Here is a 24,680-nt window from a genome sequence, read left to right as displayed (position 1 = left end):
GGCATCGGAGCCCCGACAGCCCTTGGACGCCCCGCACCCCGTACCCCGTCCCTCCGGACCACCGCGGGCGACGGACCACCGCGGGCGACGGACCACCCCGACCCACCGGACCACCGCGGGCGACGGACTCTCCGAGCGGCCCGGACCCACAAGCCGGAACACCCCGATCCCGTGCGCCGTTACAGACTCAGGCGCGGTTTGGGGCCGTCGGCGCGGCCGGTCGGCGGTCGGCGGCTTCCCGCGGCGTACGGGAGCGGCCAGGGCGCACCGGGCCCGCTGTACCCCTGCTCGGCGGCTGCGTGCAGGGTCCAGTGGGGATCGTGGAGATGGGGTCGGGCGAGGGCGCAGAGGTCGGCGCGGCCGGCCAGGATCAGCGAGTTCACGTCGTCCCAGGAGGAGATCGCGCCGACCGCGATGACCGGTACGCCGGCCTCGTGCCGGATGCGGTCGGCGTACGGCACCTGGTACGAGCGTCCGAACTCCGGCTGCTCGTGGGCGACGACCTGGCCGGTGGAGACGTCCACCGCGTCCGCACCGTGCTCGGCGAAGGCGGCCGCGATGCGGACCGCGTCCGCCGCGGTGGTGCCGCCGGGTGCCCAGTCGGTGGCGGAGATCCGTACGGTCAGCGCACGCGCGGACGGCCAGACCTCGCGCACGGCGTCGAACACCTCCAGCGGGTAGCGCAGGCGGCCTTCGAGGTCTCCGCCGTAGGCGTCGGTGCGCAGGTTGGTGAGCGGTGAGAGGAAGCCGGACAGGAGGTAGCCGTGCGCGCAGTGCAGCTCCAGCAGATCGAATCCGGCGCGGGCGGCCCGGCCGGCGGCGGCGGTGAACTGGTCGCGGATCTCGGTCAGTCCGCGCCGGTCCAGCTCGCGCGGGGTCTGGCTGACGCCCGGCAGATGGGGCAGCGGCGAGGGGGCGACGAGCGGCCAGTTGCCGTTCGTCAGCGGCTGGTCGATGCCTTCCCACATCAGTTTGGTGGAGCCCTTGCGCCCGGCGTGGCCGAGCTGGACACCGAGGGCGGTGCCCGGTGACTGCTCGTGGACGAAGTCGACGATCCGGCGCCAACCGGCCTCCTGCTGCTCGTTCCACAGTCCGGTGCAGCCGGGCGTGATGCGGCCGAACGCGCTGACGCAGACCATCTCGGTCATCACCAGGCCGGCGCCGCCGAGTGCCAGGCCGCCCAGGTGCACCAGATGGAAGTCGCCGGGCACTCCGTCGACCGCCCGGTACATGTCCATCGGAGAGACGACCACGCGGTTGCGCAGGGTCAGCGGGCCGAGGTCGAAGGGGGTGAACATCGCCGGGGTCCCCTCGGGCACCCCGGCCTCGCGCTCGACCTCCGCGACGAAGTCGGCGTCCCGCAGCCGGAGGTTGGCGTGGGTGACGCGGCGGCTGCGGGTGAGGAGGTTGAAGGCGAATCGGTGCGGCGGCTGGTCGACGTACCGGGCCGGTTCCTCGAACCACCGGAGGCTGGCGTGCGCGGCCCGCTGGGTGGAGGTGACGACGGGACGCCGCTCCGCCTCGTAGGCGGCCAACGCGGCAGGTGTGTCCGGCTGTTCGCGCAGGCAGGCGGCGAGGGCGAGCGCGTCCTCGACGGCGAGCTTGGTGCCGGAGCCGATGGAGAAGTGCGCGGTGTGGGCGGCGTCGCCGATCAGCACGGTGTGCCCGTGCGACCAGCGCTCGGTGACGACCGTCTCGAACGCCGTCCAGCGGGAGTTGTTGCCCCGCAGCGGGCGGCCGCGCAGGGTGCGCCGGAACCACCTGGCGCACCTTTGGGCCGACTCCGCCTCCCCGCACCGGTCCAGTCCCGCGGCGCGCCAGACCTCCTCGCGCATCTCGACGACGGCGGTGGAGGCGTCGGCGGCGTACGGGTAGGCGTGCAGCTGCATCACGCCGTACGGGGTCTCGGCGATCTCGAAGCGGAAGGCGTCCAGGGCGAAGTCGGTGGCCAGCCAGATGTAGCGGCAGCGGTGGGCGGTGACGCGCGGCGCGAACACCTGCGCGTGGGCGGCCCGGGTGGTGCTGTGCACCCCGTCGGCGGCGACCACCAGATCGTGTGCGGCGGCCAGTTCGTCCGGGGGCGGCGCGGGCGCGCCGAAGCGCAGGTCGACACCTAGGTCGCGGCAGCGCTCGTGCAGCACCGCGAGCAGTCGCCGGCGTTCGAGGGCGGCGAAGCCGTGGCCGCCGGAGGTCAGAGTGCGTCCGCGGTGCAGGATCTCGATGTCGTCCCAGCGCACGAACTCGGCGCGCAGGGCGGCGTACACCTCCGCGTCGGCGTGCTCGATCCCGCCGAGCGTCTCGTCGGAGAGGACGATGCCGAAGCCGAACGTCTCGTCGGGACCGCGGCGTTCGTGGAGGGTGACCTCGCGGTCCGGGTCCAGGCGTTTGAGCAGCGCCGCCGCGTACAGCCCGCCGGGTCCGCCGCCGACCACCGCGATGCGCACGGCGCTAGCGCCCCTGCCAGCGGGGCCTGCGCTTCTGGGTGAACGCGGCGTGGAACTCGGCGTAGTCGGCGCTGTTCATCAGCAACGCCTGGGTGGAGGCGTCGAGTTCGAGGGCGGCCGACAGCGGCATGTCGAGCTCCGCGTTGAGCAGCGCCTTGGTCTGGGCGTGGGCGAGGGCCGGTCCGTCGGCGAGCCGGCGGGCGAGCAGGCCGGCGGCGCTGTCGGCCTCGCCCGGCGCCGTCAACCGGCTGATCAGGCCGATGCGTTCGGCCTCCGCGGCCTCGACCGGGCTGCCCAGCATCAGGATGCGGGTGGCGTGGCCGAGCCCCACGACCCGCGGCAGCAGATAGGCCGCGCCCATGTCGCCGCCGGAGAGGCCGACCCGGGTGAAGAGGTAGGAGAAGCGGGCACTGGGGTCTGCGACCCGGAAGTCCGCGGCCAGTGCGAGGACGGCTCCGGCGCCCGCCGCAGCGCCGTGCACCGCGGCGACGACGGGGAACGGCGCCTCCCGGACCGCCCGTACGACCTGCCCGGTCATCCGGTTGAAGTCCAGCAGCTCGGCGGTGTCCAGGTCGAGTGTGGCGCCGATGATCTCCTCGACGTCGCCGCCGGAGCAGAAGCCGCGCCCCTCGCCCGCCAGCACCAGTGCGCGCGCGGAGCGCTCCCTGGAGAGCTCGGCGAGCAGATCGCGCAGATCGGCGTAGGCGCCGAAGGTCAGGGCGTTGAGCTTCTCGGGCCGATCCAGGGTGACCGTCACGACGCCGTCGTCGCGCTCGACCCTCAGATGTCGCCATTCGTCGGTGCGGGATGCGGAACCGGTGAACGGGCTCATGGACGGAACGTATCACTGGAACGTGACTGTCGTCACGACTGCGCGACAACCCTCCGGGAGCACCGCGTCCGCCGGGAACGGGCCGCACAACGGCGACCCACACACACCGCGGCGCGGGCGCGACTCAGCCGAGCGTCGCCACCAGCACCGCCTTGATGGTGTGCATCCGGTTCTCCGCCTCGTCGAAGACCAGTGAGCGCTCGGACTCGAAGACCTCGTCGGTGACCTCCAGCGACTCCAGCCCGTAGCGCTCGTGGATGTCCCGCCCCACCTGCGTGCCCAGATCGTGGAAGGCGGGCAGACAGTGCAGGAACTTGACCTCCGGATTCCCGCTGGCCGCCAGCGTCTCGGAGGTGACCGCGTAGGGCGCGAGCAGCTTGATGCGCTCGTCCCACACCTCGGCGGGCTCGCCCATCGAGACCCACACGTCGGTCGCGACGAAGTCCGCGCCGCGCACACCCTCCTCGACCTGCTCGGTGAGGGTCAGGCGGGCGCCGCTGTCGGCCGCCAGCGCCCTCGCCCGCTCGACCACCTCCTCCGCGGGCCAGAGCGCGCGGGGGGCCGCGATGCGCACGTCCATGCCGAGCAGCGCGCCCGTGATCAGGTACGAGTTGCCCATGTTGTTGCGGGCGTCGCCGAGATAGGCGTACGCGATGCGCTCCAGCGGCTTGGCGCAGTGCTCGGTCATCGTCAGCACGTCGGCGAGCATCTGGGTGGGGTGCCACTCGTCGGTGAGGCCGTTGTAGACGGGGACGCCCGCGTGTTCGGCCAGCTCCTCCACCGCACTCTGCGCACTGCCCCGGTACTCGATCGCGTCGAACATCCGACCCAGGACGCGCGCGGTGTCCTTCACCGACTCCTTGCGGCCCATCTGGGAGCCCGCGGGGTCGAGGCAGGTGGTGCTCGCGCCCTGGTCCGCCGCCGCCACCTCGAAGGCGCACCGGGTCCTGGTCGACGCCTTCTCGAAGACCAGCACGAGGTTCTTGCCGCGCAGCCGCTGCTGCTCGGTGCCGAGCCTCTTCGCCGCCTTCAACTCGGCGGCCAGCGCGACCAGTTCGCGGAACTCACCGGCGCTGAAGTCGAGCTCCTTGAGGAAGTGCCGGCCCTTGAAGTCTGTCGTCATGACGGCACCCCTCGCCCGTTCACGGAAAAAACCATCACTCGCAAGTGTATACGCACCAGCGCATCGCTATGCAGGATCGTTGGGTGACTCGTCTCTCACCCCTTCCGCCTGCCCGCCCCCGGATCGGGCGGGCAGTCGGAAGGGGCGGGCAGGCGGAGGGGCGGTGGTGCCTCCGGGTCAGGCGACCGGGTCCCGCTCGATCGGACAGCTCATGCAGCGCGGACCGCCGCGTCCGCGCCCGAGCTCACTGCCCGGGATCTCCAGCACCTCGATGCCCTGTCGCCGCAGATGGGTGTTGGTGGTGACGTTCCGCTCGTAGGCGATCACCACGCCCGGCTCCACCGCCAGCACGTTGCAGCCGTCGTCCCACTGCTCGCGCTCGGCCGCGTGGACGTCCTGGGTCGCGGTCAGCACCCGGATGCCCCCGACGCCCAGCGCCGCCGCGATGGCGTGGTGCATCTGCTCCGGCGGATGGTCGGTGACCTTCAACTCCTCCGGACTGCCGCCCGGTTCGATCGTGTACGAGCGCAGCATCCCGAGCCCCGCGTACTGGGTGAAGGTGTTCCCGTCGAGCATCGTCATCACGGTGTCCAGATGCATGAACGAGCGCCGCTTGGGCATCTCCAGCGCCACGATGGTGCGCGCCGAACCCGCCTCGAAGAGCGCCCGGGCGAGCGTCTCGACCGCCTGCGGAGTGGTCCGCTCGCTCATCCCCACCAGCACCGCGCCCTCACCGATGACCAGTACGTCGCCGCCCTCGATCGTCGAGGGATGCGCGCTCTCGCCGCGCGACCACTCCCGGAACCCGCCGCCGGTGAACATCGGATGGTGGTGGTAGATCGCCTCGAAGTGGACGGTCTCGCGCTGCCGCGCGGGCCACCGCATGGCGTTGATCGCCACCCCGTCGTAGATCCAGGCAGAGGTGTCCCTGGTGAAGAGGTGGTTGGGCAGCGGATTGAGCAGGAAGTCGTCCATCTGCATCACGTGGAAGGCCACCGAGGTGGGCTCCGGTTGACGCTCCAGATACTCGCGCTTGGTCTCACCCCCGATCAGCACCTTCGCCAGCTCGGCCGAGTCCAACTCGTCGTACGCGGCCCGGAGATGGTCGACCGCGAGCGGCCCGTACTCCTTCTCGGAGAACACCCGGTCCAGTATCAGATGGCGAGCGGCCGGCACCTGGAGCGACTGCGCGAGCAGATCCCCGAAGAGGTGCACCTCCACACCGCGATCACGGAGTGTGTCGGCGAACATGTCGTGCTCCTGGCGCGCGCGGCGCACCCAGAGCACGTCGTCGAACAGGAGGTCGTCCTTGTTCGTGGGGGTGAGCCGCTTCAGCTCAAGATCGGGGCGGTGCAGGATCACTCTGCGCAGGCGCCCGGCCTCAGAATCGACATGGAATCCCATGCGCCCATCCTGACCGGACCTCCCCGGAAAACCCAGCTCCGCGAGATGACGGTTCCGCCGCTCTGCCCGGGCCCGGGCCCACTCATGCCGCTGCGGACCGCCGCGGTCACTGCCGCGGTCACTGCTGCGGTCACTGCTGCGGTCGCTGCTGCGGGCCGGACTCGCCACCGGACGCGGGCGGTTGTGGCCCGGCCAGCGTGCCCGCCAGCGCGGCGATCCGGTCCGGGCCCACCCGGCAGCAGCCGCCGATCAGCCGGGCCCCGGCTGCGCGCCAGCCGAGCGCGTCCACCGGGTCGAAAGCGGCCGGCCCCTGCCAGCGGCCGTGCTCGAAGCGCTCCCCGCTGTTGGGGTAGACGACCACCGGCTTGCGCGTCGTCGAGGCGGCCAGCTCCACCGCCTCGGGCACCTCGCGCGGTGCGCAGCAGTTGACGCCCACCGCACACAGCTGCGCGTTGCCGGCCGCGAGCGCGAAGGCGTCCGCGAGCGGTTGGCCGGCCCGGGTGCGCCCGTCCTCGACGGTGTAGCTCAGCAACAGCGGCACGCCGCAGCCCTGCGCGGCGGCGAGCATCGCCTCCGCCTCCACCACGTCCGGCACGGTCTCCAGCGCCAGCACATCGGGACCCGCAGCCGCCAACGCCTCGATTCGGGGCCGGTGGAAGCGCGTCAGCTCACGCACGCTCAGCCCATACCGCCCCCGGTACTCGCCGCCGTCCGCGCACACCGCGCCGTACGGGCCGACCGAAGCGGCCACCCACACCGGCTCCCGGGCCTGCTGTCCGGCCGCCCGCGCCAACCGGACGCTGCGGGCGAAGAGTTCGTCGGCCTCCGCCGGTGCCACCCCGGCCCGGGCGAAGCCCCGCGCAGACGCCTGGTAGCTGCCGGTGATCAACACCCTTGCCCCCGCCCGCACGAACGCGAGATGCGCCTCGTACACGGCCTGCGGATCGTCCGCCAGAAGACGGGCGGACCACAGCTCACCCGAGAGGTCGCAGCCCTGGTCGACCAGCCGGTCCGCCAAGCCGCCGTCCAGCACCAGGGTTTCGGCGGCGAGCGCCTGCGCGAGCGGGGGCTGCCGGGTCACCGGGCGGACGACGGCGCCAGTTGGGACTGGACCTGCGCGGAGATCAACTCCAGGTGGTCCAGGTCCTCCAGATCCAGAACCTGGAGGTAGACGCGGGAGGAACCGGCCTCCGCGTACCGTCCGAGCTTGTCCACGATCTCGGCTGGCGAGCCGGCCAGGCCGTTCTCCCGCAGCTCCGCCGGATCCCGGCCGATGACCGCCGCACGTCTGGCGACCTCGGCGTCGTCCCGGCCGGCACAGACGACCAGCGCGTTGGAGTACACCAACTCCTCGGGCGCACGGCCCTGTTCCTCGGCGGCGGCCCGCACCCGGCCGAACTGCCGGCGGCTGTCCTCGACCGAGGCGAAGGGAATGTTGAACTCGTCGGCGAAGCGCGCCGCGAGACGCGGCGTGCGCTTGGCCCCGTGGCCGCCGACCAGCACCGGGATCCGGTCCTGGGCCGGCTTCGGCAGCGCGGGCGAGTCCTGGAGGCGGTAGTGGATGCCGTCGTGGCTGAACGTCTGGCCCACCGGCGTCCCCCACAGCCCGGTCACGATCGCCAGCTGCTCCTCCAACCTGGCGAACTTCTCCTTGGGGAAGGGGATGCCGTACGCCGCGTGCTCCGCCTCGAACCAGCCCGCGCCCAGACCGAGTTCGACGCGCCCGCCGGACATCGCGTCCACCTGCGCGACCTGGATGGCGAGCACACCCGGCAGTCGGAAGGTGCCGGCCGTCATCAGCGTGCCCAGACGGATCCGGCTGGTCTCCCGGGCGAGCCCGGCCAGGGTGATCCAGGCATCGGTGGGGCCGGGCAGCCCCGTCGAGTCGCCCATCGCCAGATAGTGGTCGGAGCGGAAGAAGGCGTCGAAGCCCAGGTCCTCGGTCGCCTTGGCGACGGTGAGCAAGGTGTCATAGCCGGCGCCCTGCTGGGGCTCGGTGAAGATGCGTAGGTCCATGACCACCATGGTCCTACGCGCCGCCGCCGACACCGCGACAGGCGTGCGGTACGGCGGGGCGCGGGCCCCGAGGGCCGAGTGCCGGGCGTCGGGCCGGTCAGACCGGGAAGCGCTCCTCGTTGCGGTCGATCTTCGCGCTCAGCGCGGCCGACGCGTCGATGCCCAACACCTGGCAGAACTGCAGCAGATAGGCCAGCACGTCGGCGACCTCGTCCTCCACCCGGGCGGCCTGGGACGGCTCGGCCATGATGCGCTGCGACTGCTCGGGGGTCAGCCACTGGAAGATCTCCAGCAGCTCGGACGCCTCCACGCTCAGTGCCGCCGCCAGGTTCTTCGGGGTGTGGTACTGACCCCAGTCCCTGGCGACGGCGAAATCGGCGAGCCGCCGCTGGAGCGCGGCGAGTTCGGCGGCGGGCGGCCCGCCGTCGGCGGTGCGGGAGGCGGTTGGTGAGGGGGAGCTGCTCATCCCCCAGGTGTACCACCCGCGGGCACCGGAACACCGCCCAGCTTCACCACGCTCGCCCCGTCCACGGTGTCCGCGAGCGCCGCGTCCTCCATGGTTGCCAGCAGCCGTACGTGGCCCTCCTCGCCCATCCGCCGCGCCAGCGCGAGGAGTTCGCGCGCGTGGTGGGGCTCCAACCCGAGGTCGAGGTCGTCGGCGAGGACCACCAGCGGCTGCTGCGCCGCCTCGCGCACCGACCGACCGGACCGCATCGAATCGTCCAGCAGCGCCCTGGAACCCGTCAGCAGCACGAAAGCCTGAGCGACGCAGCGCAGTTCGGCGTCGGAGAGCGCGTCCAACGGCGTACGGCCGGCCGCTCCGCGCTCCAGCACGGCGCGCACCAGCCCGGGCTCCGCCTCCGTCGTCGGGCCCGCGCTCAACTCGGTGACCAGGTCCTCCACCCGGGGCCCGGTGCAGATCTCGCTCAGCAGCGCGGCGAGCTCTGCGTGGGACTCGCACTCCCCGCGAGTGCGGCGCAGCACGGCCGCGATGTTCTCGCAGCTGCTGCGCAGGCGGCTCTCGCCGACCGGTGCCGCGGTGCGCATCAGCGACGGACGCGGCGCACAGACGAAGGCCGCACGCAGCGCACGCACCGTCTGCTCCGCCGCGGCGAGAACCTGCCGCTGCCCCTGGGTGGAGCCGGCGACGCGCAGCGGCAGTACGGGAGTTGCCAGCCGGTCGTCGGGCAGCGGCCCGCTGGTGACGGCCTTGACGCCGGCCGTGTGCCACTCGGCCTGGACGACCGGGCGGCGCGGATCGCGCAGCGCGGTGGAGAGCAGGACGCGGGAGTGGTCGGAGAGCCGTTCCCCGACCACCCGCAACGAGGGCTCCGCCTGCACGGCGAGGTCCAGGCGCACCTCGCCGACCGGGCCGGTCACGGTGACGCCGATGCGGAAACCGCGCCGGCCGAGCTCGTCGGGCCCTGCGGAGCGCGGAACGTAGGAGCTGGGCCCGCCCTCGGCCGTGCCGAAGACCTGCCGCAGGCTCTCCCCGGCAGCGAGGCGGGAGAGCGCCTCGTATGCCTCGACGACGGTCGAACGGCCGCTACCGGCGGGGCCGGTGACGAGGGTCAGCCCGCTCATGGGCACCCGCACACGCCGCGCGCCCCGGAAGGCGGACAGTCGGAGCTCGGTGACCTGCGGCAGCACGCTGCTGGAGGATTCGGGACCACTGGCGGTTACGAGGCTCATGACCAGGGAAGCTAACTCGTTCGGCACCGGATGAACCGTTACACCCCTTGGCCCTTCCCACTAACGGATGACGGCGTCTGGCGGTGGGGTGGACGTTTTCGGCGCGTCGCGGCTCCCGGCCGTCCTCCGCGACGCCCTCGGCGTGCGTCGCGCCACCGCCGGCACCGGCGCCCGGAGTTCACGTCCGACGGACCGGCCGCCGCACCTCGTCCGTCACACGGACCTCGTACGTCACACGGGTCGGGTCATGCACGGCGGGTACGCCGGAACAGTCGCGGCGGGTGCGTCACGGCGGACGTGTCGCGGCCGACGCGTCACACACGCCGGGCCGTCGCATGGGCGCGTCACACACGCCGGGCGGATCGTGCCGGGCGGTGGGTGGTGGGTGCCGGTGGTGGGCGGCCGGGCGCCGGGCACGGGCCGACCGGCGTCACGACCGTCGCGGCGGTCACGTCGAACTGCCCGTCCGCCGGCGGACGTCGTCCGCTACACCCGGCGCGTCGCCACGAACTCGCAGAGGGCGTCCAGCACCCGCAGCGCCGGGGTGTTCGGCAGTCCGCGCAAGGCACCGCGCGCCAGGGCCAGTCGCCGGTCCATCATCTCCGCGGCCTCCGCCATCGCCGGCGACTCGCGCAGCAGGGCCATCGCCCGCTCGTGAGCCGGGCCCGCCAGCTCGGCGGAGGGGTCCAGCAGAGCCCGCAACTCGGCCGTGCCCGGGCGCTCGTCGGCGCGCGCCAGCAGAACCGGCAGGCTGGCGACGCCGATCGCCAGGTCCTTGCCCTGTTCCTTGCCGGAGAGCGAGGAGCGCGAGGTGATGTCGAGCAGATCGTCCGATATCTGGAACGCCACGCCCAAGTGCTCGCCGTAGGTGCGCAACACGTCCTCGGTGCCTGCGGGGGCACCGCCCTGGAGCGCGCCCGAGCGCAGCGAGAGAGCGATCAGCGAGGCGGACTTGTCCGACACCACGTCGAAGTAGTGGGTCAGCCGGTCGACCGAATCGCCCGGGCCCACCATCTCCTTGAGCTGCCCGCTCACCAACCTGCTGGACGCCTCGGCCTGGAGCGGCACCACCTCGGGGCCCAGCCGCGCCGAGAGTTGCGCGGCCTTGGCCACCAGCCAGTTGCCCGCCATCACGCCGACGGGGTTGCCCCAGCGCGCGTTGACGCTGGGCACTCCGTGGCGCATCAGCGCACGGTCCATCACGTCGTCGTGGCACAGGGAGGCGGTGTGCACCAGCTCGGAGATGACCGCCACCTCAACCACGCCGTCCGCACGCGGATCGCCGAACTCGGCGCCCAGCAGCGTCAACGCGGGGCGCAGACGCTTGCCGCCGGCGACGACCAGATGCCGGACCACCTCGGAGACATGGGGGTCCTTCGCCTCGTCGAGGCAGTCGAGCAGCCGCTGCTCGACCACCTCGAGATTGCCCGAGAGTCGACGCTCCAGCTCCTTCTCGGCCGCGGCCACCCTGGTGAAGATCGAGCGGCGTCGCAGCTTCGTGGTCAGTGCCGGCATCGGCATCCACCCCTCCTCGGGGGTCGCCCCCTCAACAATCCACACGCACCGTAGAAACCGCACGCCCGTCCGAGAAGGAAACCCCCGACGCCTGACCACAACTGGACAACCCCCGCCCCGACCAGCACGAACGACTACACACCCGCACCCCCGCCCTGGCACCTACCTGCCACCACAGCGACGAGAGGGCGTTCGTGGTGGTCGGTCGGGGGTGTGGGTCAGGCGCGGCCGGAGTTCATGTCCATGAGACGGGCGAGGACGCGGCCGCCGGAGGCGTTGACCCCGTCGTGCTCCCACTCGTTGGTCACCCAGGCGCGGGCGGCGCCGACCCGGGCCACGGTCTCCAGGGAGAGTCCCGCGTCGACGTACATGTCGTCGTGGTAGACGACCGCGGCCAGCGGGACCGTGTTCGAGGCGAGTCGGTCGAGGTCGTAGAGCGGCGGCCAGTCCGTCCGTTCGGCGATCAGCCGGGCGGCCTCGGCGAAGGGCCGCAGTCCGCGGATGTCGGAGAACATCCAGGGGAACATCATCTCGCCGGTGAGCAGCAGCGGGTCGGCGTCCTCGTCGAACTCCGGGTGGCGGGACAGCGCCCGGGCGGCGGCCCAGTCCGTCGCGGCGCCGCCGGTGGCGTAGATGGACTCCTGCATCAACACGAAGAGCGGGTTGTCGACGAACCCGGTGAGGCCGGCGACCTGCTGGAGGAAGGTTTCGGTGGGCAGGCCGTCGGCGTCGCACGCCTCGTCCAACAGCCAGTGCAGACGCTCGAACCCGTCGCCCATGCCGAGCATCAGGCCCAGGGTGCGCAGTCGTCGCACGGTGAGCCGGTCGCCGTCCGGCAGGCGTACGTCCTCCTCCCGGAGCACGTCGGCCAGCCGGCGCAGTACGGGGGCGTCGGCCGGGTAGCGGGAGTAGAAGTCCCGCACCCGGTCCCGGACTCTGGGGAAGGTACGGGCGTAGACCTCGTCGGCGCCGGCCTCCAGTCCGGGAAGCCCGCCGGTGACGTGGCACGCCTTCAACCCCTCGGGCGCGCGCGAGAGATAGGCCAGCGTGAGGAACCCGCCGTAGCTCTGCCCCAGGGTCTCCCAGGGCTGGTCCCCGCAGAGGCTGCGACGAATGTGCTCGGCGTCCGCGACGATGGAGTCGGCCCTGAAGTGGCCCAGATGTTCGGCCAGTTCGGCGGGCTCGGCGAACCCGGCGGCCGCACGGGCGGTCATCGGGGTCGAACGTCCGGTGCCGCGCTGGTCCAGGAGCAGCACCCGGTGGGTCTTCAGGGCGTGCGGCAGCCAGCCGGGCCGACCCGCCACCGGCCGCGGGGACTTCCCTCCCGGACCGCCCTGGAGGTACAGCAGCCACGGGAGCTGCTCACCGGCCCTCGCCGGATCGACCACCTCCCGGGCGAAGACCTCGATGGTGCGCGCGTCCCCCGCGTCCCCGTGCACCAGCGGGACGGTGAAGACGTGGTCGGTCGTGGCGTACTTCGGCAGCACGGGCAGCTCCTCGCGAACGGTCTCTGCCGCCGATTGGACCACCCCTCCCCCGCAGACCCGCAGGCCGGCCCTTCGCCCGGAACCGCTGCGAAGCGTGAGTGGGGCCGTGCACGCCGGTGTCCGGGTCCGCGGTCAGCTCCAGTGCTCCGGCCGCACGTACTTCCGGCCGGTCCGGGGATCCTCGACCACCCCGGGGAGCTGGGCCTGGCGCAGCCTGGTCTCACTGATCGTGAAGGCGGAGGGAAGCAGCTTCGTCAGCTCACCGGAACGCCGGTTGGGCGGGAACGCGGGAACGATCGTCAGCTGCGGGTTGACCCGGCGCGAGGACCGCACCGCCGGGCACAGATCACTGTCCGCGCTGATGACGAGCACGCTGTCCACCGTTCTCGAGGCGGCGATCTCCATGAGGGCGACGGCGATGTTGACGTCCGTCTCCTTCTCCTCGTAGCTGGTCCAGTCGACTCCGCAGGAACGGCACCGCATCCGCTTGCGCTGGTAGCGCCCCTCGACGACGGAGAGGACGCCGACGTTGTGGGAACTCAGCGCGCTCAGGTAGGTCCGCCGGCGGGCGATCGCGTCCTCGTCGTCCAGGACGGGGGCGGTGAAGTACCGGACGTCGACGATCTCGTCACGAGGCCGGAGCCGTGACGCCAGGCTCACGTGGTCCAGCCACAGGTACTTGCGGCCCCGCTGCTTCTTCATGCCGTGGTACAGGTTGTAGCCGTCGACCAGGACAGCGGTCCGCCCCATGAACTCCCCTTCGCGCACTTCCGGACACCGCATGCGAAGAGCGTGTTAGCATCGCACGCATAACCCCCCCGAGGGCGTGAGCATCTCGGGTTGACGGCCCCGCAAGGGGCCGTTCTTGTTGCCTCAGCCTAGTTGCCCGAATCTGCCGCGCAGGCGGAACCGGGTTCGCGCTCCGAGCGCCCCCACTCCGAACGCCGGCCCGGTCCTGCCGGCCGCCTGCTCGTCGCCCGCCGGTTCGTCGCCCGCCGGTTCGTCGCCCGGCTCCGAGCACGGCCCGGTGCGGGGTGCGTGGCCGGCGGTCAGAGCGGGAGGTCGTCGGGGAGGAGGCGGAACGCCTTGTGGCGGCCCAGTGGGCGCACGGCGCGGAAGTCGCGGCGGTCCAGAGTGAGGACGGCGTCGGTGTCGTATTCGGCGGCGAGTGCGACGTTCACGGCGTCGGCGAGATCGAGGTCGAGATCGCGGTAGCGGGCGCGTACCGACTGGGCGGTGCCCAGATGGTCCTCGGTGATCTCCGGCAGGACGATCCGGCCGCGCCGTGCCCACTGCCGGATGTCGTCGACGGCGCTGAGCGCCGCCTCCCTGCCGAGTTCACGGGTGGCCACATGGTCGATCTCGGCGAGCAGCAGCGGTGACATCACCAGCAGTCCGGCCGCCATGAGGGCCTCGCCGGACGCCCGGTGCTCGGGGTGCCGCGAGTCGAGCGCGGCAAGCAGTCCGGACGTGTCCGCGATGACGATGATCACGCGGCGTTCCCGGTCCCGCTCTCACGACGCACGGCGTCGGCGACGGTCTCGCGCACCCGGCGCTTGCCGGGCGTACGGCCTGTGCCCTCGAAGGTGCGGGAGAAGAGGGGCTCGTCCCACACTCGGTTCGCCATGGCCGCGAGATGGATGCCCTGGCGGATGATCTCGGCCTCGCTGACGCCGCGCCGCTTGGCGGCCTCCTTGATGATGGCGAGGTCCTCGGGATCGGCGTAGACATTGGTTCGCTTCATGGACATGTACCAACGCTAACCCATGTACCAGGTCGATGTACGTCGCGCGGCGCGACCTGGCAGGCTGGAGGGACACGCGGGCCGGGGGCCGGGCCGGACGGCAACCGCGGGACGTGATCCGAACGCCTCGGAGGGGAGTCGCCATGACCACCGCCACCACCACGGCGAAAGACCTGTTCATCATCGCCATGGACCCGGCGCACGCCGTCGGGCAGGGCGATCTCTCGCTCGCCCTGGCGGGCGCCGAGCTGATCGACCTCCTCGACTCGGGCACGGTCGAGGTGCGCAACGACCGCGTACTGCCCGCCGGGCGGCCCGAACCGGCCGATCGGCTGCTCCGGGACGCGGCGGCGGCTGTCGTCCGGCAGACACCGTACGAACGGGTCGAGGACTGGCTCTGGCGCCGGGGCAGCGAGCTCTCGGCCGCCTACCAGTCCGCGCTGGAGGAGGACGGCGAGCTGACGCAGCGGCGCGACGGCCGACTGCCCTTCGGCCCGGACCGGGTGGGGACCGTCGACACCACGCCCGCGCACCACCGGGCCGCCGAGCGCTGGCGGGAGGAGGAGCCCGTACTGGTCGCCCTCGCCTCGGCGTTGGGCATCGGCGAGCAGACCGACGCGGAGGCGGTCGGCGAGGAGCCGGTGGACGGCGGGCCGGAGGGCGAGGAGCCGGACGGGGGCGGGCCGGGCCGGTGGGAGCTTCCCGAGGAGGAACGGGCCGCCGCGGAGGCTGCCGCGGCCGAACCGGTCGCCACCGAGCCAGGGTTCGAGAACGAAGCGGTCACGACCGTGGTGGCCGCCGTGCACGACGCGGTGATGGAGCTGGAATCCGTACGGCAGCGGCGAGCCATCGAGAGCTCGGCCTTCGCCAACCTGTGGCGAGGAGTCTGACGGACCGCCCGGCACCCGGCACCCGGCGGTCCTGTGGCTGGTGATCGTGTGGCCTGTGGCGCCCGTGACGGTGGCAGGTCCGTTGGACATGGGTCCGGCACAGCCGCCCGCGTCCGCAGGTCGCTCGCCGTCCGTACGCCGCTCTCGTACGTACGCCGCGCCCAGTGCGTACGGCACGGGCCGCGCCCGACGCTGCCGTCGGGGCAGGGTCCGCAGCCTCGCGAGGAGACGCGCCGAGGGCGGCCCGGCGCCGAACCGCCCCGCGTGGAAACGGGGTTGGGCCTCTCAGTCCTCGGGTTTGCGGTGCACGCTCACGGCGTAGCCGCCGCCCTCGTACGGCTGCCCCTCCCAGGTCGCGAACCGGTCGGCCAGGGTGAGCCCGGCGGCGGCGCAGTGACTGTCGTACTCGGGCAGGGTGATCGAGGGCGGCACCGGCAGATGTGCCGCGTCCAGCCCGAACCCGGCCACCAGGAGGCCGCCGGGCCGCAGCGTCGCCGCCAGTCGGGCCGTCGCCGCCGCCTCGGTGCCGGGGGCGAGGAGCGGAAAGATGTTGCCGGCCGCGACCACCAGATCGAAGCCCGCACCGTCACGGTCGTACGTCGCCGACGGAGCGGAGGGGTCGGCGGAAGCAGTCCCGGCCGGGCCCGGGCCGACGGAGCCGCCTTCGGCTGCGTCGAGCGAGGCCGGATCGAGTGCGGCCGGGTCCAAGGTGGCCAAGTCGGCCTGGATCCACACCAGTTCGGGTGCCTGTCGGCGTGCCACCGCCAGCATGGAGGCGTCGAGATCGACCCCGACGCAGTGGTGGCCCAGCTCGGCCAGCCGGATCATGACGCGGCCCGTACCGCACCCGGCGTCCAGCACCCGTGAACCGGGCGGCACCAACGCCGCGCAGAAGCGCGCCTCACCGTCCATGTCCCGACCGCTGTCCGCGAGCGCCGCGAACCGCGCGGCGTACTCCTCCCCGGACACCCCGCCGGTCAACTTCTCCCAACGACTCATGACGGACAGCGTAGGCCCGCCGGCCCGTTGACCCGCTCCGGGCTCCGGTCCCCGGGCTCCGGGCTCCGGGCTCCGGTCCCCGGGCTCCGGGCTCCGGGCTCCGGGCTCCGGGCTCCGGGCTCCGGGCTCCGGGCTCCGGGCTCCGGGCTCCGGGACGGTCGTACGGCCGCGCTCTCGGACAGCCGCGCTCCCCCGCGGCCCGGCGGCTGCACCGCGTCCGCCGGTCGCGTTCCGTTCGGGTCAGGCGGTGGGGGTCGGCGACGTGACGGGGGCGGGGGCGGGAGCGTCGGCGGGCTCACCGAGCATGGCGGAGGCGCGCTGCACCGCGTCCTGCGGGTCGGGTGCGGGCGCGGCCTCGGGGAGGGTGCGGCAGGTGAATCCGAGCTTGGTCATGGCCCGGGTGACTTCGCCGGCGCTGAAGTCGCGACGGTCCTGCCTGGTGATGACCTGGCCGACCTGCATGACGGGGTAGTTCCGGCGTCCGATGGTGACGAACTCACCGGTGCCGGGCTCGGGCTTGACGCCCTTCATCGACTCCAGCACACCGATCTTGGTGAGCTCGAAGGGGAAACGGGCGATGACGCAGCGCATGTGGCCTCACAGGGAGCAGGAACGAACGGATGGGCGGGTCAACAGGTTCCGATGTGGTGCAGCCGCGGCCGGTGATCCGCGGGTTGGGCCCGCGGATCACCGGTTCCCGAAAGGCGCCGCCCCGGGTGCGGGGTCACGCCGGCGCAGCGGTGCGGTGCGTGCTGTGCGACGGCGGCCGCGCGGGCGGGGCGGCTCCCGTTCACGAACGTCCCGACGAACCTCCGCGACGGGCCGGGGTCCTCGTACCGGAGCGGCGGGCCGCCGCCGGTGCCGCGCCGCGGCGGCGGTTGCGCGGCGGGGCGCTGCGCTTGGGCCGTTCGACGACAGGTGCGGTCACCACGACCGGGACGCCGGAGGGGGCCTGCGCACCGGTGATCCGGCTCAGGGCCTCGTCGCCCGACTCGACCTGGGTGGTGCGCGGCCGGATGCCGGCGTCCGACATGAGGCGGTCCATGGCTCGGCGCTGGTTCGGCACGACGAGGGTGACGACGCGGCCGGACTCCCCCGCCCGCGCGGTACGGCCGCCCCGGTGGAGGTAGTCCTTGTGGTCGGTCGGCGGGTCGACGTTCACGACGAGGTCGAGGTTGTCGACGTGGATGCCGCGCGCCGCGACGTTGGTCGCCACCAGCACGCTGACATGGCCCGTCTTGAACTGCTCGAGGGTCCGGTTGCGCTGCGGCTGGGACTTGCCGCCGTGCAGCGCGGCGGCCCGGACCCCGCTCTTGAGCAGGTCGCGCGTCAGCCGGTCGACGGCGTGCTTGGTGTCCAGGAACATGATCACGCGGCCGTCGCGGGCCGCGATCTCGACGGTGGCGGCGTGCTTGTCGGTCGCGCGGACGTGGAGGATGTGGTGCTCCATCGTCGTCACCGCGCCGGCGGAGGGGTCGACGGAGTGGACGACCGGGTCGGCCAGGTAGCGCCGCACCAGGCGGTCGACGTTGCGGTCCAGGGTGGCGGAGAACAGCATTCGCTGGCCTTCCGGACGCACCTGGTCGAGCAGCCGGGTGACCTGCGGCATGAAGCCCATGTCGGCCATCTGGTCGGCCTCGTCCAGCACCGTGATGTCCACCGCGTCCAGACGGCAGTCGCCGCGCTCGATGAGGTCCTTGAGCCGCCCGGGGGTGGCGACGACCACCTCCGCGCCACCGCGCAGCACACCGGCCTGCCGGCCGATCGACATTCCGCCGACGACCGTCGCCAGCCGGAGCCGGACGGTACGGGCGTACGGGGTGAGCGCGTCCGTCACCTGCTGGGCCAGCTCACGCGTGGGTACGAGGACCAGTGCCAGCGGTCGGCGGGGCTCGGCCCGCTTTCCGGCGGTGCGGGCCAGCAGCGCGAGGCCGAACGCCAGGGTCTTGCCGGAGCCGGTGCGGCCGCGGCCCAGGACGTCCCTGCCCGCCAGCGAGTTGGGCAGCGTCGCGCCCTGGATCGGGAAGGGCACGGTCACGCCCTGCTTGGCGAGCTCGGCGAACAGCGGCTCGGGCAGGTCGAGTTCGTCGAAGCCCTCGACCGCGGGAAGCCCGGGGACGGTCGTCTTGGGGAGCGCGAACTCGCCACCGACCGGGGCCGGACGGCGGCCGGCACCGCCGGAGCGTGCACCACCGCCGGAACGGCCTCCGCCACCGGGTCGTCCGCCACTGCCGGAACGGCGCTGGGCCGGCGGACCGCCGCGGCTTCCACCGCTGCGGCCGGCTTCGCTGCCGTCTCCGCGGCCACGGGTGTGGGCGCGTCCGTCGTTGTTACGTCTGCGGTTCATGAGGAACCTTCCTCGAAGCGGCACACACCGAGGAATTTCCACAGCGCGAAGCGGCGCTGAAAATCACAAGCATGAGCCGAAGATGCAATGTGCCGGCAACCGTCCGGCGATTCCACGGATTCCTCCGCGTCTTTTCGCCGCGTCGCGGTACTTTCGAAATTCTGCGAAAACGCAAGCAGCCGGAACCCGGCATCCCAGGGATGCCGGGCCCCAGCTGCGACTTGAGTCAGCGTCAGGAAACGACGATGTTCTCGGCGGTCGGGCCCTTCTGGCCCTGGCCGATGTCGAAGGTCACCTTCTGACCCTCGTGCAGCTCACGGAAGCCCTGGGCCGAGATGTTCGAGTAGTGGGCGAACACGTCGGGGCCGCCACCGTCCTGCTCGATGAACCCGAAACCCTTTTCCGCGTTGAACCACTTCACGGTACCGGTGGCCATGTCAAATCTCCTCTGGGGCAGTACATCGGAACCGCACTGTACGAATTCCGTGTCGCCGCGATGATTACCCCAACCGGAAACGACCGGCTAATTCATGGAGACTCACCGGCGGAAACCTGCCGGGAGCTCGAAGTCCTGGGAACCACAACTGCAACCGGGCGAACAGTAGCACGACGGGCTACACTGTGCGTCGCCGAGCCATTTCACCGCCCCCGCCGGGGCGGCGCGCCCCGGCCGCGGAAATCCTGGGCAGCACCCGGGAAACCGTCCGGCGGAAACGGACAATGGCCGCCCGGAAAGTGAAGTTTTCGGCGAATCCGCCCGCTCCGGTCGTCCGACAGCACCGGCAGCACCGGCTTTGAAGCCCCGCCGCGATCTGCCACCGGTCCCCCCGGGCCACTCGCCGTTCCGGTCCGCTCAGACGTGGATGCGTCGGCCCACGATCGTCGTCGTCGCGTCGGGCACGTCCAGCAGGTCCGCCGGATGCGAGGTGAACCGGTCGAGCAGCCGGTAGATCCGCCACCGGGCCCGCGAGGCGGGGCCGCGCGGCCGGGGGGCCACCCGTGACTCCGACAGTACGTAGCTCGCGCCGGCGTGGCCGGGCAGGCCGGGCTCGACGACCGAGGCCGCGGTGAGCACCGCACGGGGACGGAAGACGTCGTCGTAGCCGATGTCGACCCGTACGACCCAGACGCCGACGTCGGCTCCGGTCGCGTCGACCGCGGGGGTGCTGTCGGTTCCGGCCGCGGGGCGGTCCAGCGTCCGGCAGCGCAGGATCACGACCCGCTCGTGCAGGCTGTGCTCGTTCTCCAGATGCATCCGCACGGCGAGCGGCGCGCGCTCGTGGTCCTGGCCGACGAAGACGGCGGTGCCCCGGGGGCGGGCGAGCCCGGCGCCGCGGGCCCGCACCTGTTCGACGATCTCCCCGAGCGGCGGTTCGAGCCGCCGGGTCGCGCGGCGGACCCGGGCCTGCCCGGTCCACCAGGCGTACATCACCGACGCCAGCGACAGCGTCACGACCATCGGCAGCCAACCGCCGGTGCGCACTTTCGGCAGGTTGGCGGCGAGGACCGCGAGGACGAGAACCAGCACCGTCACGGCGACGGCCAACGCGCCCCAGCGGCGCGACAGCGCCAGTCGCGCGGTGAGCAGCAGCGAGGTGACGGTGATCGTGACGGTCACCGCCAGCCCGTACGCCGAGGCCAGCGCCGCGGAGCTGCCGAAGCCGACCACCAGGAGGACGACTCCGGGCAGCAGCAGCCAGTTCACGACCGGGAGATAGGTCCGCGGCCCGCGCACCGTGGTGTGGGCCGGCGGCAGCAGACGGAGCCGACCGGCCTGGTGGACCACGGTGAAGGTGCCCGTGATCACCGCCTGGGACGCGATCACCGTGGCCGCCGTCGCCACCACCACGGTGGGCAGCAGCAGCCACGTCGGCACGAGTGCGTAGTACGCCGAGCCCACCGCGCCGCCCTCGGCGAGGACCGCGGCCTGGCCCGCGTAGGTGAGCAGGAGGGAGGGCATCACCGCGAACATCCACGCCCTGGTGACCGCACGCCGCCCGAAGTCGCCCATGTCCGCGTACAGCGCCTCGGCCCCCGTCACCGCCAGGACGGCCGCGCCGAGCGAGAGGAACGCCGTGTGCGGATGCTGCACGAAGTGGAGCACGGCCCAGTGCGGCGACAGCACCGCCAGCGCCTCGGGATGCCGGACGATCGCCGTCAGACCGAGCCCCGCACTCAGCGCGAACCAGCAGGCCATGATCGGCGCGAACCAGCGCGCGATCGACCGCGTGCCCCGCCGCTGCACCAGGAAGAGGGCGATCAGGACCACCAGCGCCACGGGGACGACGAAGGCGGCGAGGTCCGGCGCGACCACCTCCAGCCCCTCGACCGCCGACAGCACCGAGATGCCGGGGGTGATCAGACTGTCCCCGAAGAACGCCGCCGCCCCGACGATCGCCAACGCCGTCAGCGCCAGGCGCATCCGCGGCGGAGTGCGGGGGTCGCGGCGCAACAGTGTGAGCAGCGCCAGCAGTCCGCCGTCGCGGTGGTTGTCCTCCCGGAGCAACAGCCTCACGTAGAGGACCGCGACGACGCTCACCATCAGCCAGACCACCGTCGAGGTCGCCCCGTACACCATCGCCCGCGAGGCGTCCGGCGTCGTCTGCAGCACCGCGTCCATCGCGTACAGCGGGCTGGTGCCGATATCGCCGAACACCACCCCCAGCGCACCCAACGCCGCGCCGGGCCCGACGGCGCGCACCGCGCTCGCGCCGGTGCTCACTCCGCCCCCGCGGCCGGAGCCGACAGCGGGCGCGGGGACGGACGCGCGAGCAGACGAGCCGCCGGGCTCGGGTGCGGGAACGGAGGCGCGAGCCGACGAGCCGCCGGGCTCGGGGGCGGGCGCACGGCCCGACGCAGGTGAGCGGGCGGTTTCCCCCGGGCGGGCCGGGGTCGGGGCCGCGGCGGGAGGTCCCGTACGACCGGGCCGCGGCCCGCGTTCGGTGGAGCGGCGGACCTCACGCCCACCAGCGTATTTCCGCCGGCCCTCCCCCGCCGTCCGCGACCGGAAGCCCCGACGGCAGGCGATGGCGCACGACGCGACCACCGACGCGCACGCCGGCGGTGGTGCAGCGCCCGAAGTCGCCGAGCGCCGCCGTGCGGGAGCGGCGTTGGAGGCATGGCCCGCCCGGGTGGCCGCTACGGCTTGTCGGCGCTGCGGGCGTGGCGGGCGAGCATCGTCGTCACGGCCTCGTCGACGGCGCGGTCGACGTCGGCCGGCGTGGGGTCCCAGTCGGGGAGCAGCATCCGCGGCCACAGCACGTAGTTGGCGATCAGCCCGAGGAACTGGTTGGTGGCGCTCGTCGCGTCGGGAACCACCGCGGTGCCGGCGGCGTGCTGGGCCTCCAGATAGTGCTGGACGGAGATGAAGTACGGCAGCTTGCCCAGCTCGAACTGTGCCCGGCCCAGCTCCGGGAACCGCGGCAGTTCGGCGATGACGATGCGGAAGAGGGCCGCCATCGCGGGCCGGCCGATCAGGTCGGCGTACTGGCGGCCGATCACGCTCAGCCCGGCGCCGAGGTCGTCACCGGTTCGCGGTACGGGCGCGGTCGGGCCCGGCCCGCCCTCCCAGTACTCGACGACGATGGCCTCGAAGAGCGCCGCCTTGGTGGGGAACTGCTTGAACAGCGTGGACTTCGAGACGACTGCTTCCTGCGCGATCTTCGCCAGCGAGGTCCCGTCGTAGCCCCGCTCCAGGAACAGCTTGGTGGCCGCCGCGGTGATCGCCTCGCGCTTGCGCCGGGCGAGTTGCTGGTGGTGGGCGGAGAGTCCGGCGTTCATCGATCCAGAGTATGCCCCGGGCGAGGCGAGTCACTTGACTCGCCTCCCGGGTGATGCTTCTGTGAGGTGAGGCGAGTCGCTCGACTCGCCATCGGTCCCGGGGACACTCCCCGGCCGGCGTCGTTCCGTTCCCGAGGGAGAAACACCATGGAATCAGGCAGGATCGCACTGGTTACCGGCGGCAATCGCGGGCTCGGCCGGGCAACGGCCCAAGCGCTGGCCCGGCACGGACTGCACGTCGTCGCCACCCACCGCGGCGACGCACAGGGAGCCGAGGAGACGGTCGAGCAGATGCGGAGGGCGGGCGTCTCAGCCGCCGCACTGCGGCTGGACATCGGCGATGTGGCCTCCTTCCCCGCCTTCGTCTCCCAACTGACCGCGCAGCTGGAGCGCTGGGGGGCGAGCCGGTTGGACGTACTCGTCAACAACGCCGGGGTCGGGGTGTTCGGGCCGCTGGAATCGGTCACGGTCGACGACTACGACGCGATGATGGACACCAACGTGCGCGGGATGTTCTTCCTCGTACAGGCGCTGGCTCCCGTGCTGGCCGACGGCGGACGGGTCCTCAACGTCTCCTCCTCCCTCAGCCGCCACACCAGCGCAGGCACCGCCGTCTACTCCGCCTCCAAGGCGGCGGTCGAGGCGCTCAGCCGGACGTGGGCGGTGGAGCTGGGCGCACGCGGTATCCGTGTCAACGCCGTCGCGCCGGGCCCGACCGCCACCGACTTCAACGGTGGCGCCATGCGGGACGATCCGCAGATGCGCGAGAGCCTGGCCGCCCTGACCGCACTCGGCCGCGTCGGCGAACCGGACGAGATAGGCGACGCCATCGCCGCACTCGCCTCCGAGGATCTGCGATGGGTCACCGGCCAACGCATCGAGGTGTCCGGCGGCGCCCTCCTGTAGCGACGCCCGCCGCCACCGAGGCGTCCCGACCGTCACCGAGGCATCCCGACCCGACCGACAGGACCGGCAGGACCGGCAGCGGGAGCAGCGGAGGCCGGGCAGGGCTCGGCGCAACCGTGCTCCGCCCGAACTCGCCGGACCCACCGGCCACTTCACCACCAGGCGCGCCACGCTTCGGCCCGGCCCCTCCGAACTCCCCACCCATCGCACCGACATGGGCACACGAGGCCGGGAGAGGAACCGTCCGGGACATCAACCCGGGGCCCCGCCGCCGCAGTTCGCAGCTCCGAGCACAAACCGCGGTGACCTTTGACCGTCCGGCACTCCGCAGCAACACCGTCCTCGCCGGGAGCCTCGGCGACAGGCCGGTCGACACGGCCGAAGAGAGCCGGCGGTTGCCGTGACTTCGACCGCTCGGGCCAGGGCCGTCATCTGCTCCCTCCGAGCCTCGACGCACGAGCCGGCCCGCTCCCGCCGACGCGTCCGGGGATCGGAGGCAGCGGTCACGGACCAGCCGCGCCGGACACGGGACCGGGGACGGCGCACCCCGCCGTCCCCGGTCGAACGAGTATTGGCACGGCCGCAGTTGGGCAGGGCCGGGGCCTTCGGTTCGCCGGGGACAGCGGGGTACGCCGTCGATCTCGATCAGGCCGCCGGGAGCGAGGGCCCGCCGGGAGGTGAGTGCCCGCCAGGGGACGAGGACGGCCGATCGGGTAGGTGCGGGGCTACGGCGGCCGGGACAGCATCGACCGGCAACGGCCGTCGGGGGGTTCGAGGCCGCAGGGTGCGCGCAGCCGGTCACTTGATGAAGTCCTCCACGACCTTCGGCGGCCAGGTGCCCACCTTGAGGACGCCCATCGAGTAGGCACGGGAGACGAGGGCCGCGCGGTTGGGAACCTTCAGCGCGCGGAGCAGTCCGGTGACGTGGTACTCGACGCCCTGACGGCTGAGGTAGAGGCGGGAGGCGAGGGGGATGGTGGAGACCCCGGCGGCGATGCCCTCCAGGATCCGGGCGTCGATCTCGCTGAGGATCCGCTTGCGCGGCGCGACCGCGGCGACCTCCTCGGTCTTCTCCCCGGCGGCGGACATCACCACGAGGATGGCCGCGACGTCGGGGGTGTGGCCGCCGCGGACCGCCATGGCGCTCAGCGGCAGCATGGAGGCGTCGGCCTCGCTGCCGACCGCGATGACCTCGGTGGCGAACCGGTGGCGCTTGCCCTCCAGCATCCGGGCGAACTGCTGCATCAGGGGCTGCTGGACGCTGGGGTGGACCAGGTCGCAGAAGCGCGTCCCGCAGAGGTCGGAGGCCGGCCGACCGAAACGCCGGTCGAATTCCTGGTTGACCTGCTGGATGGTGAGGGAAGGATCGAGACAGGCGACGTAGGCGTCGTGCCTGTCGAATCCGTCGGTGGCGGCTGTGGCGGACGAAGCAGTCGCTCCGTCGGTTTGCGCACGATCAATGAGTGTTGAGTGGGGGGTGGGGGTCAAGGAACTCGGAACC

General features: G+C 72.6%; 22 protein-coding genes. 2 read left to right on the top strand and 20 right to left on the bottom strand.

Annotated features, from left to right (window positions below; genetic code table 11):
• Positions 1-179: 179 nt before the first annotated feature.
• From MTQ01_RS13605 to MTQ01_RS13545, 13 genes are all read right to left on the bottom strand, one after another.
• On the bottom strand, positions 180-2,444 hold the full coding sequence (locus MTQ01_RS13605) for a bifunctional salicylyl-CoA 5-hydroxylase/oxidoreductase (protein ID WP_247490139.1): 2,265 nt from the start codon (positions 2,442-2,444) through the stop codon (positions 180-182).
• A gap of 4 nt (positions 2,445-2,448) precedes the next feature.
• A complete protein-coding gene (locus tag MTQ01_RS13600) occupies positions 2,449-3,276 on the bottom strand; it encodes an enoyl-CoA hydratase family protein (RefSeq protein WP_247490137.1) in 828 nt (275 codons plus the stop codon).
• A 124-nt stretch (positions 3,277-3,400) separates the two neighbouring features.
• On the bottom strand, positions 3,401-4,399 hold the full coding sequence (gene argF, locus MTQ01_RS13595; RefSeq protein ID WP_247490135.1) for an ornithine carbamoyltransferase: 999 nt from the start codon (positions 4,397-4,399) through the stop codon (positions 3,401-3,403).
• Between the two features lie 177 nt (positions 4,400-4,576).
• Positions 4,577-5,803 (bottom strand): arginine deiminase, encoded by a 1,227-nt coding sequence (locus MTQ01_RS13590; protein WP_247490132.1) that lies wholly within the window; start codon positions 5,801-5,803, stop codon positions 4,577-4,579.
• 130 nt (positions 5,804-5,933) lie between these two features.
• Positions 5,934-6,884 (bottom strand): homocysteine S-methyltransferase, encoded by a 951-nt coding sequence (gene mmuM / locus MTQ01_RS13585; protein ID WP_247490130.1) that lies wholly within the window; start codon positions 6,882-6,884, stop codon positions 5,934-5,936.
• Positions 6,881-7,819, bottom strand: coding sequence for an LLM class F420-dependent oxidoreductase (locus tag MTQ01_RS13580; RefSeq protein WP_247490128.1), 939 nt, complete (start codon positions 7,817-7,819; stop codon positions 6,881-6,883). The genes mmuM and MTQ01_RS13580 overlap by 4 nt, the downstream gene beginning before the upstream one ends.
• A gap of 97 nt (positions 7,820-7,916) precedes the next feature.
• A complete protein-coding gene (locus MTQ01_RS13575; RefSeq protein WP_247490126.1) occupies positions 7,917-8,285 on the bottom strand; it encodes a nucleotide pyrophosphohydrolase in 369 nt (122 codons plus the stop codon).
• A complete protein-coding gene (locus tag MTQ01_RS13570) occupies positions 8,282-9,511 on the bottom strand; it encodes an ATP-binding protein (protein ID WP_247490124.1) in 1,230 nt (409 codons plus the stop codon). The genes MTQ01_RS13575 and MTQ01_RS13570 overlap by 4 nt, the downstream gene beginning before the upstream one ends.
• A gap of 486 nt (positions 9,512-9,997) precedes the next feature.
• A complete protein-coding gene (locus tag MTQ01_RS13565) occupies positions 9,998-11,032 on the bottom strand; it encodes a polyprenyl synthetase family protein (RefSeq protein ID WP_308294396.1) in 1,035 nt (344 codons plus the stop codon).
• A gap of 212 nt (positions 11,033-11,244) precedes the next feature.
• On the bottom strand, positions 11,245-12,513 hold the full coding sequence (locus MTQ01_RS13560; protein ID WP_247490123.1) for an alpha/beta fold hydrolase: 1,269 nt from the start codon (positions 12,511-12,513) through the stop codon (positions 11,245-11,247).
• A gap of 132 nt (positions 12,514-12,645) precedes the next feature.
• Entirely contained in the window at positions 12,646-13,296 is a 651-nt protein-coding gene (locus MTQ01_RS13555; RefSeq protein WP_247490121.1) for an NYN domain-containing protein, read from the bottom strand.
• A gap of 266 nt (positions 13,297-13,562) precedes the next feature.
• Complete coding sequence (locus MTQ01_RS13550; RefSeq protein ID WP_247490119.1) at positions 13,563-14,006, bottom strand: PIN domain-containing protein; 444 nt, start codon at positions 14,004-14,006, stop codon at positions 13,563-13,565.
• Entirely contained in the window at positions 14,003-14,263 is a 261-nt protein-coding gene (locus MTQ01_RS13545; protein ID WP_247490118.1) for a CopG family transcriptional regulator, read from the bottom strand. The genes MTQ01_RS13550 and MTQ01_RS13545 overlap by 4 nt, the downstream gene beginning before the upstream one ends.
• 137 nt (positions 14,264-14,400) lie before the next feature.
• On the opposite strand from MTQ01_RS13545, the gene MTQ01_RS13540 reads away from it, so the two are divergent.
• Positions 14,401-15,147, top strand: a complete 747-nt coding sequence (locus MTQ01_RS13540) for a GPP34 family phosphoprotein (protein WP_247490116.1) — start codon at positions 14,401-14,403, stop codon at positions 15,145-15,147.
• Positions 15,148-15,432: 285 nt separating this feature from the next.
• On the opposite strand, the gene MTQ01_RS13535 is transcribed toward MTQ01_RS13540, so the two are convergent.
• The 6 genes from MTQ01_RS13535 to MTQ01_RS13510 form a co-directional block, all read right to left on the bottom strand.
• Positions 15,433-16,146, bottom strand: coding sequence for a class I SAM-dependent methyltransferase (locus MTQ01_RS13535; RefSeq protein WP_247490114.1), 714 nt, complete (start codon positions 16,144-16,146; stop codon positions 15,433-15,435).
• A 240-nt stretch (positions 16,147-16,386) separates the two neighbouring features.
• Complete coding sequence (locus MTQ01_RS13530; protein WP_247490112.1) at positions 16,387-16,737, bottom strand: SCO5918 family protein; 351 nt, start codon at positions 16,735-16,737, stop codon at positions 16,387-16,389.
• A gap of 199 nt (positions 16,738-16,936) precedes the next feature.
• Positions 16,937-18,493: a DEAD/DEAH box helicase gene (locus MTQ01_RS13525; RefSeq protein ID WP_247490111.1), complete on the bottom strand. Its 1,557-nt coding sequence runs from the start codon at positions 18,491-18,493 to the stop codon at positions 16,937-16,939.
• A 232-nt stretch (positions 18,494-18,725) separates the two neighbouring features.
• A complete protein-coding gene (locus MTQ01_RS13520; RefSeq protein WP_247490109.1) occupies positions 18,726-18,929 on the bottom strand; it encodes a cold-shock protein in 204 nt (67 codons plus the stop codon).
• A 417-nt stretch (positions 18,930-19,346) separates the two neighbouring features.
• Positions 19,347-21,215, bottom strand: a complete 1,869-nt coding sequence (locus tag MTQ01_RS13515; protein WP_247490107.1) for a KUP/HAK/KT family potassium transporter — start codon at positions 21,213-21,215, stop codon at positions 19,347-19,349.
• Between the two features lie 416 nt (positions 21,216-21,631).
• The gene (locus tag MTQ01_RS13510; RefSeq protein WP_247490105.1) at positions 21,632-22,273 is read right to left on the bottom strand and encodes a TetR/AcrR family transcriptional regulator; all 642 of its coding nucleotides are present in this window, start codon (positions 22,271-22,273) and stop codon (positions 21,632-21,634) included.
• A gap of 147 nt (positions 22,274-22,420) precedes the next feature.
• Here MTQ01_RS13510 and MTQ01_RS13505 point away from each other — a divergent pair, with 147 nt between their 5' ends.
• A complete protein-coding gene (locus tag MTQ01_RS13505) occupies positions 22,421-23,179 on the top strand; it encodes an SDR family NAD(P)-dependent oxidoreductase (RefSeq protein WP_247490103.1) in 759 nt (252 codons plus the stop codon).
• 798 nt (positions 23,180-23,977) lie between these two features.
• On the opposite strand, the gene MTQ01_RS13500 is transcribed toward MTQ01_RS13505, so the two are convergent.
• The gene (locus MTQ01_RS13500; protein WP_282613655.1) at positions 23,978-24,667 is read right to left on the bottom strand and encodes a PAS domain-containing protein; all 690 of its coding nucleotides are present in this window, start codon (positions 24,665-24,667) and stop codon (positions 23,978-23,980) included.
• Positions 24,668-24,680: the final 13 nt, after the last annotated feature.

Origin of the sequence: Streptomyces sp. XM4193 (assembly GCF_023072595.1) — a bacterium.
Lineage (GTDB): Bacteria > Actinomycetota > Actinomycetes > Streptomycetales > Streptomycetaceae > Streptomyces.
Note: the sequence above shows the minus strand (reverse complement) of the source record. Positions and strands in the feature narration are given on the sequence as shown.

What these genes read in the sequence shown, in the direction of transcription:
- MTQ01_RS13520 (WP_247490109.1), bottom strand. Translation starts at nt 18,929, where the DNA reads ATGGCCACCGGTACCGTGAAGTGGTTCAACGCGGAAAAGGGTTTCGGG.
- MTQ01_RS13575 (WP_247490126.1), bottom strand. Translation starts at nt 8,285, where the DNA reads ATGAGCAGCTCCCCCTCACCAACCGCCTCCCGCACCGCCGACGGCGGG.
- MTQ01_RS13540 (WP_247490116.1), top strand. Translation starts at nt 14,401, where the DNA reads ATGACCACCGCCACCACCACGGCGAAAGACCTGTTCATCATCGCCATG.
- MTQ01_RS13530 (WP_247490112.1), bottom strand. Translation starts at nt 16,737, where the DNA reads ATGCGCTGCGTCATCGCCCGTTTCCCCTTCGAGCTCACCAAGATCGGT.
- MTQ01_RS13600 (WP_247490137.1), bottom strand. Translation starts at nt 3,276, where the DNA reads ATGAGCCCGTTCACCGGTTCCGCATCCCGCACCGACGAATGGCGACAT.
- argF (WP_247490135.1), bottom strand. Translation starts at nt 4,399, where the DNA reads ATGACGACAGACTTCAAGGGCCGGCACTTCCTCAAGGAGCTCGACTTC.
- MTQ01_RS13525 (WP_247490111.1), bottom strand. Translation starts at nt 18,493, where the DNA reads ATGAACCGCAGACGTAACAACGACGGACGCGCCCACACCCGTGGCCGC.
- MTQ01_RS13590 (WP_247490132.1), bottom strand. Translation starts at nt 5,803, where the DNA reads ATGGGATTCCATGTCGATTCTGAGGCCGGGCGCCTGCGCAGAGTGATC.
- MTQ01_RS13555 (WP_247490121.1), bottom strand. Translation starts at nt 13,296, where the DNA reads ATGCGGTGTCCGGAAGTGCGCGAAGGGGAGTTCATGGGGCGGACCGCT.
- MTQ01_RS13505 (WP_247490103.1), top strand. Translation starts at nt 22,421, where the DNA reads ATGGAATCAGGCAGGATCGCACTGGTTACCGGCGGCAATCGCGGGCTC.
- MTQ01_RS13535 (WP_247490114.1), bottom strand. Translation starts at nt 16,146, where the DNA reads ATGAGTCGTTGGGAGAAGTTGACCGGCGGGGTGTCCGGGGAGGAGTAC.
- MTQ01_RS13545 (WP_247490118.1), bottom strand. Translation starts at nt 14,263, where the DNA reads ATGTCCATGAAGCGAACCAATGTCTACGCCGATCCCGAGGACCTCGCC.
- MTQ01_RS13565 (WP_308294396.1), bottom strand. Translation starts at nt 11,032, where the DNA reads ATGCCGATGCCGGCACTGACCACGAAGCTGCGACGCCGCTCGATCTTC.
- MTQ01_RS13510 (WP_247490105.1), bottom strand. Translation starts at nt 22,273, where the DNA reads ATGAACGCCGGACTCTCCGCCCACCACCAGCAACTCGCCCGGCGCAAG.
- MTQ01_RS13570 (WP_247490124.1), bottom strand. Translation starts at nt 9,511, where the DNA reads ATGAGCCTCGTAACCGCCAGTGGTCCCGAATCCTCCAGCAGCGTGCTG.
- MTQ01_RS13580 (WP_247490128.1), bottom strand. Translation starts at nt 7,819, where the DNA reads ATGGACCTACGCATCTTCACCGAGCCCCAGCAGGGCGCCGGCTATGAC.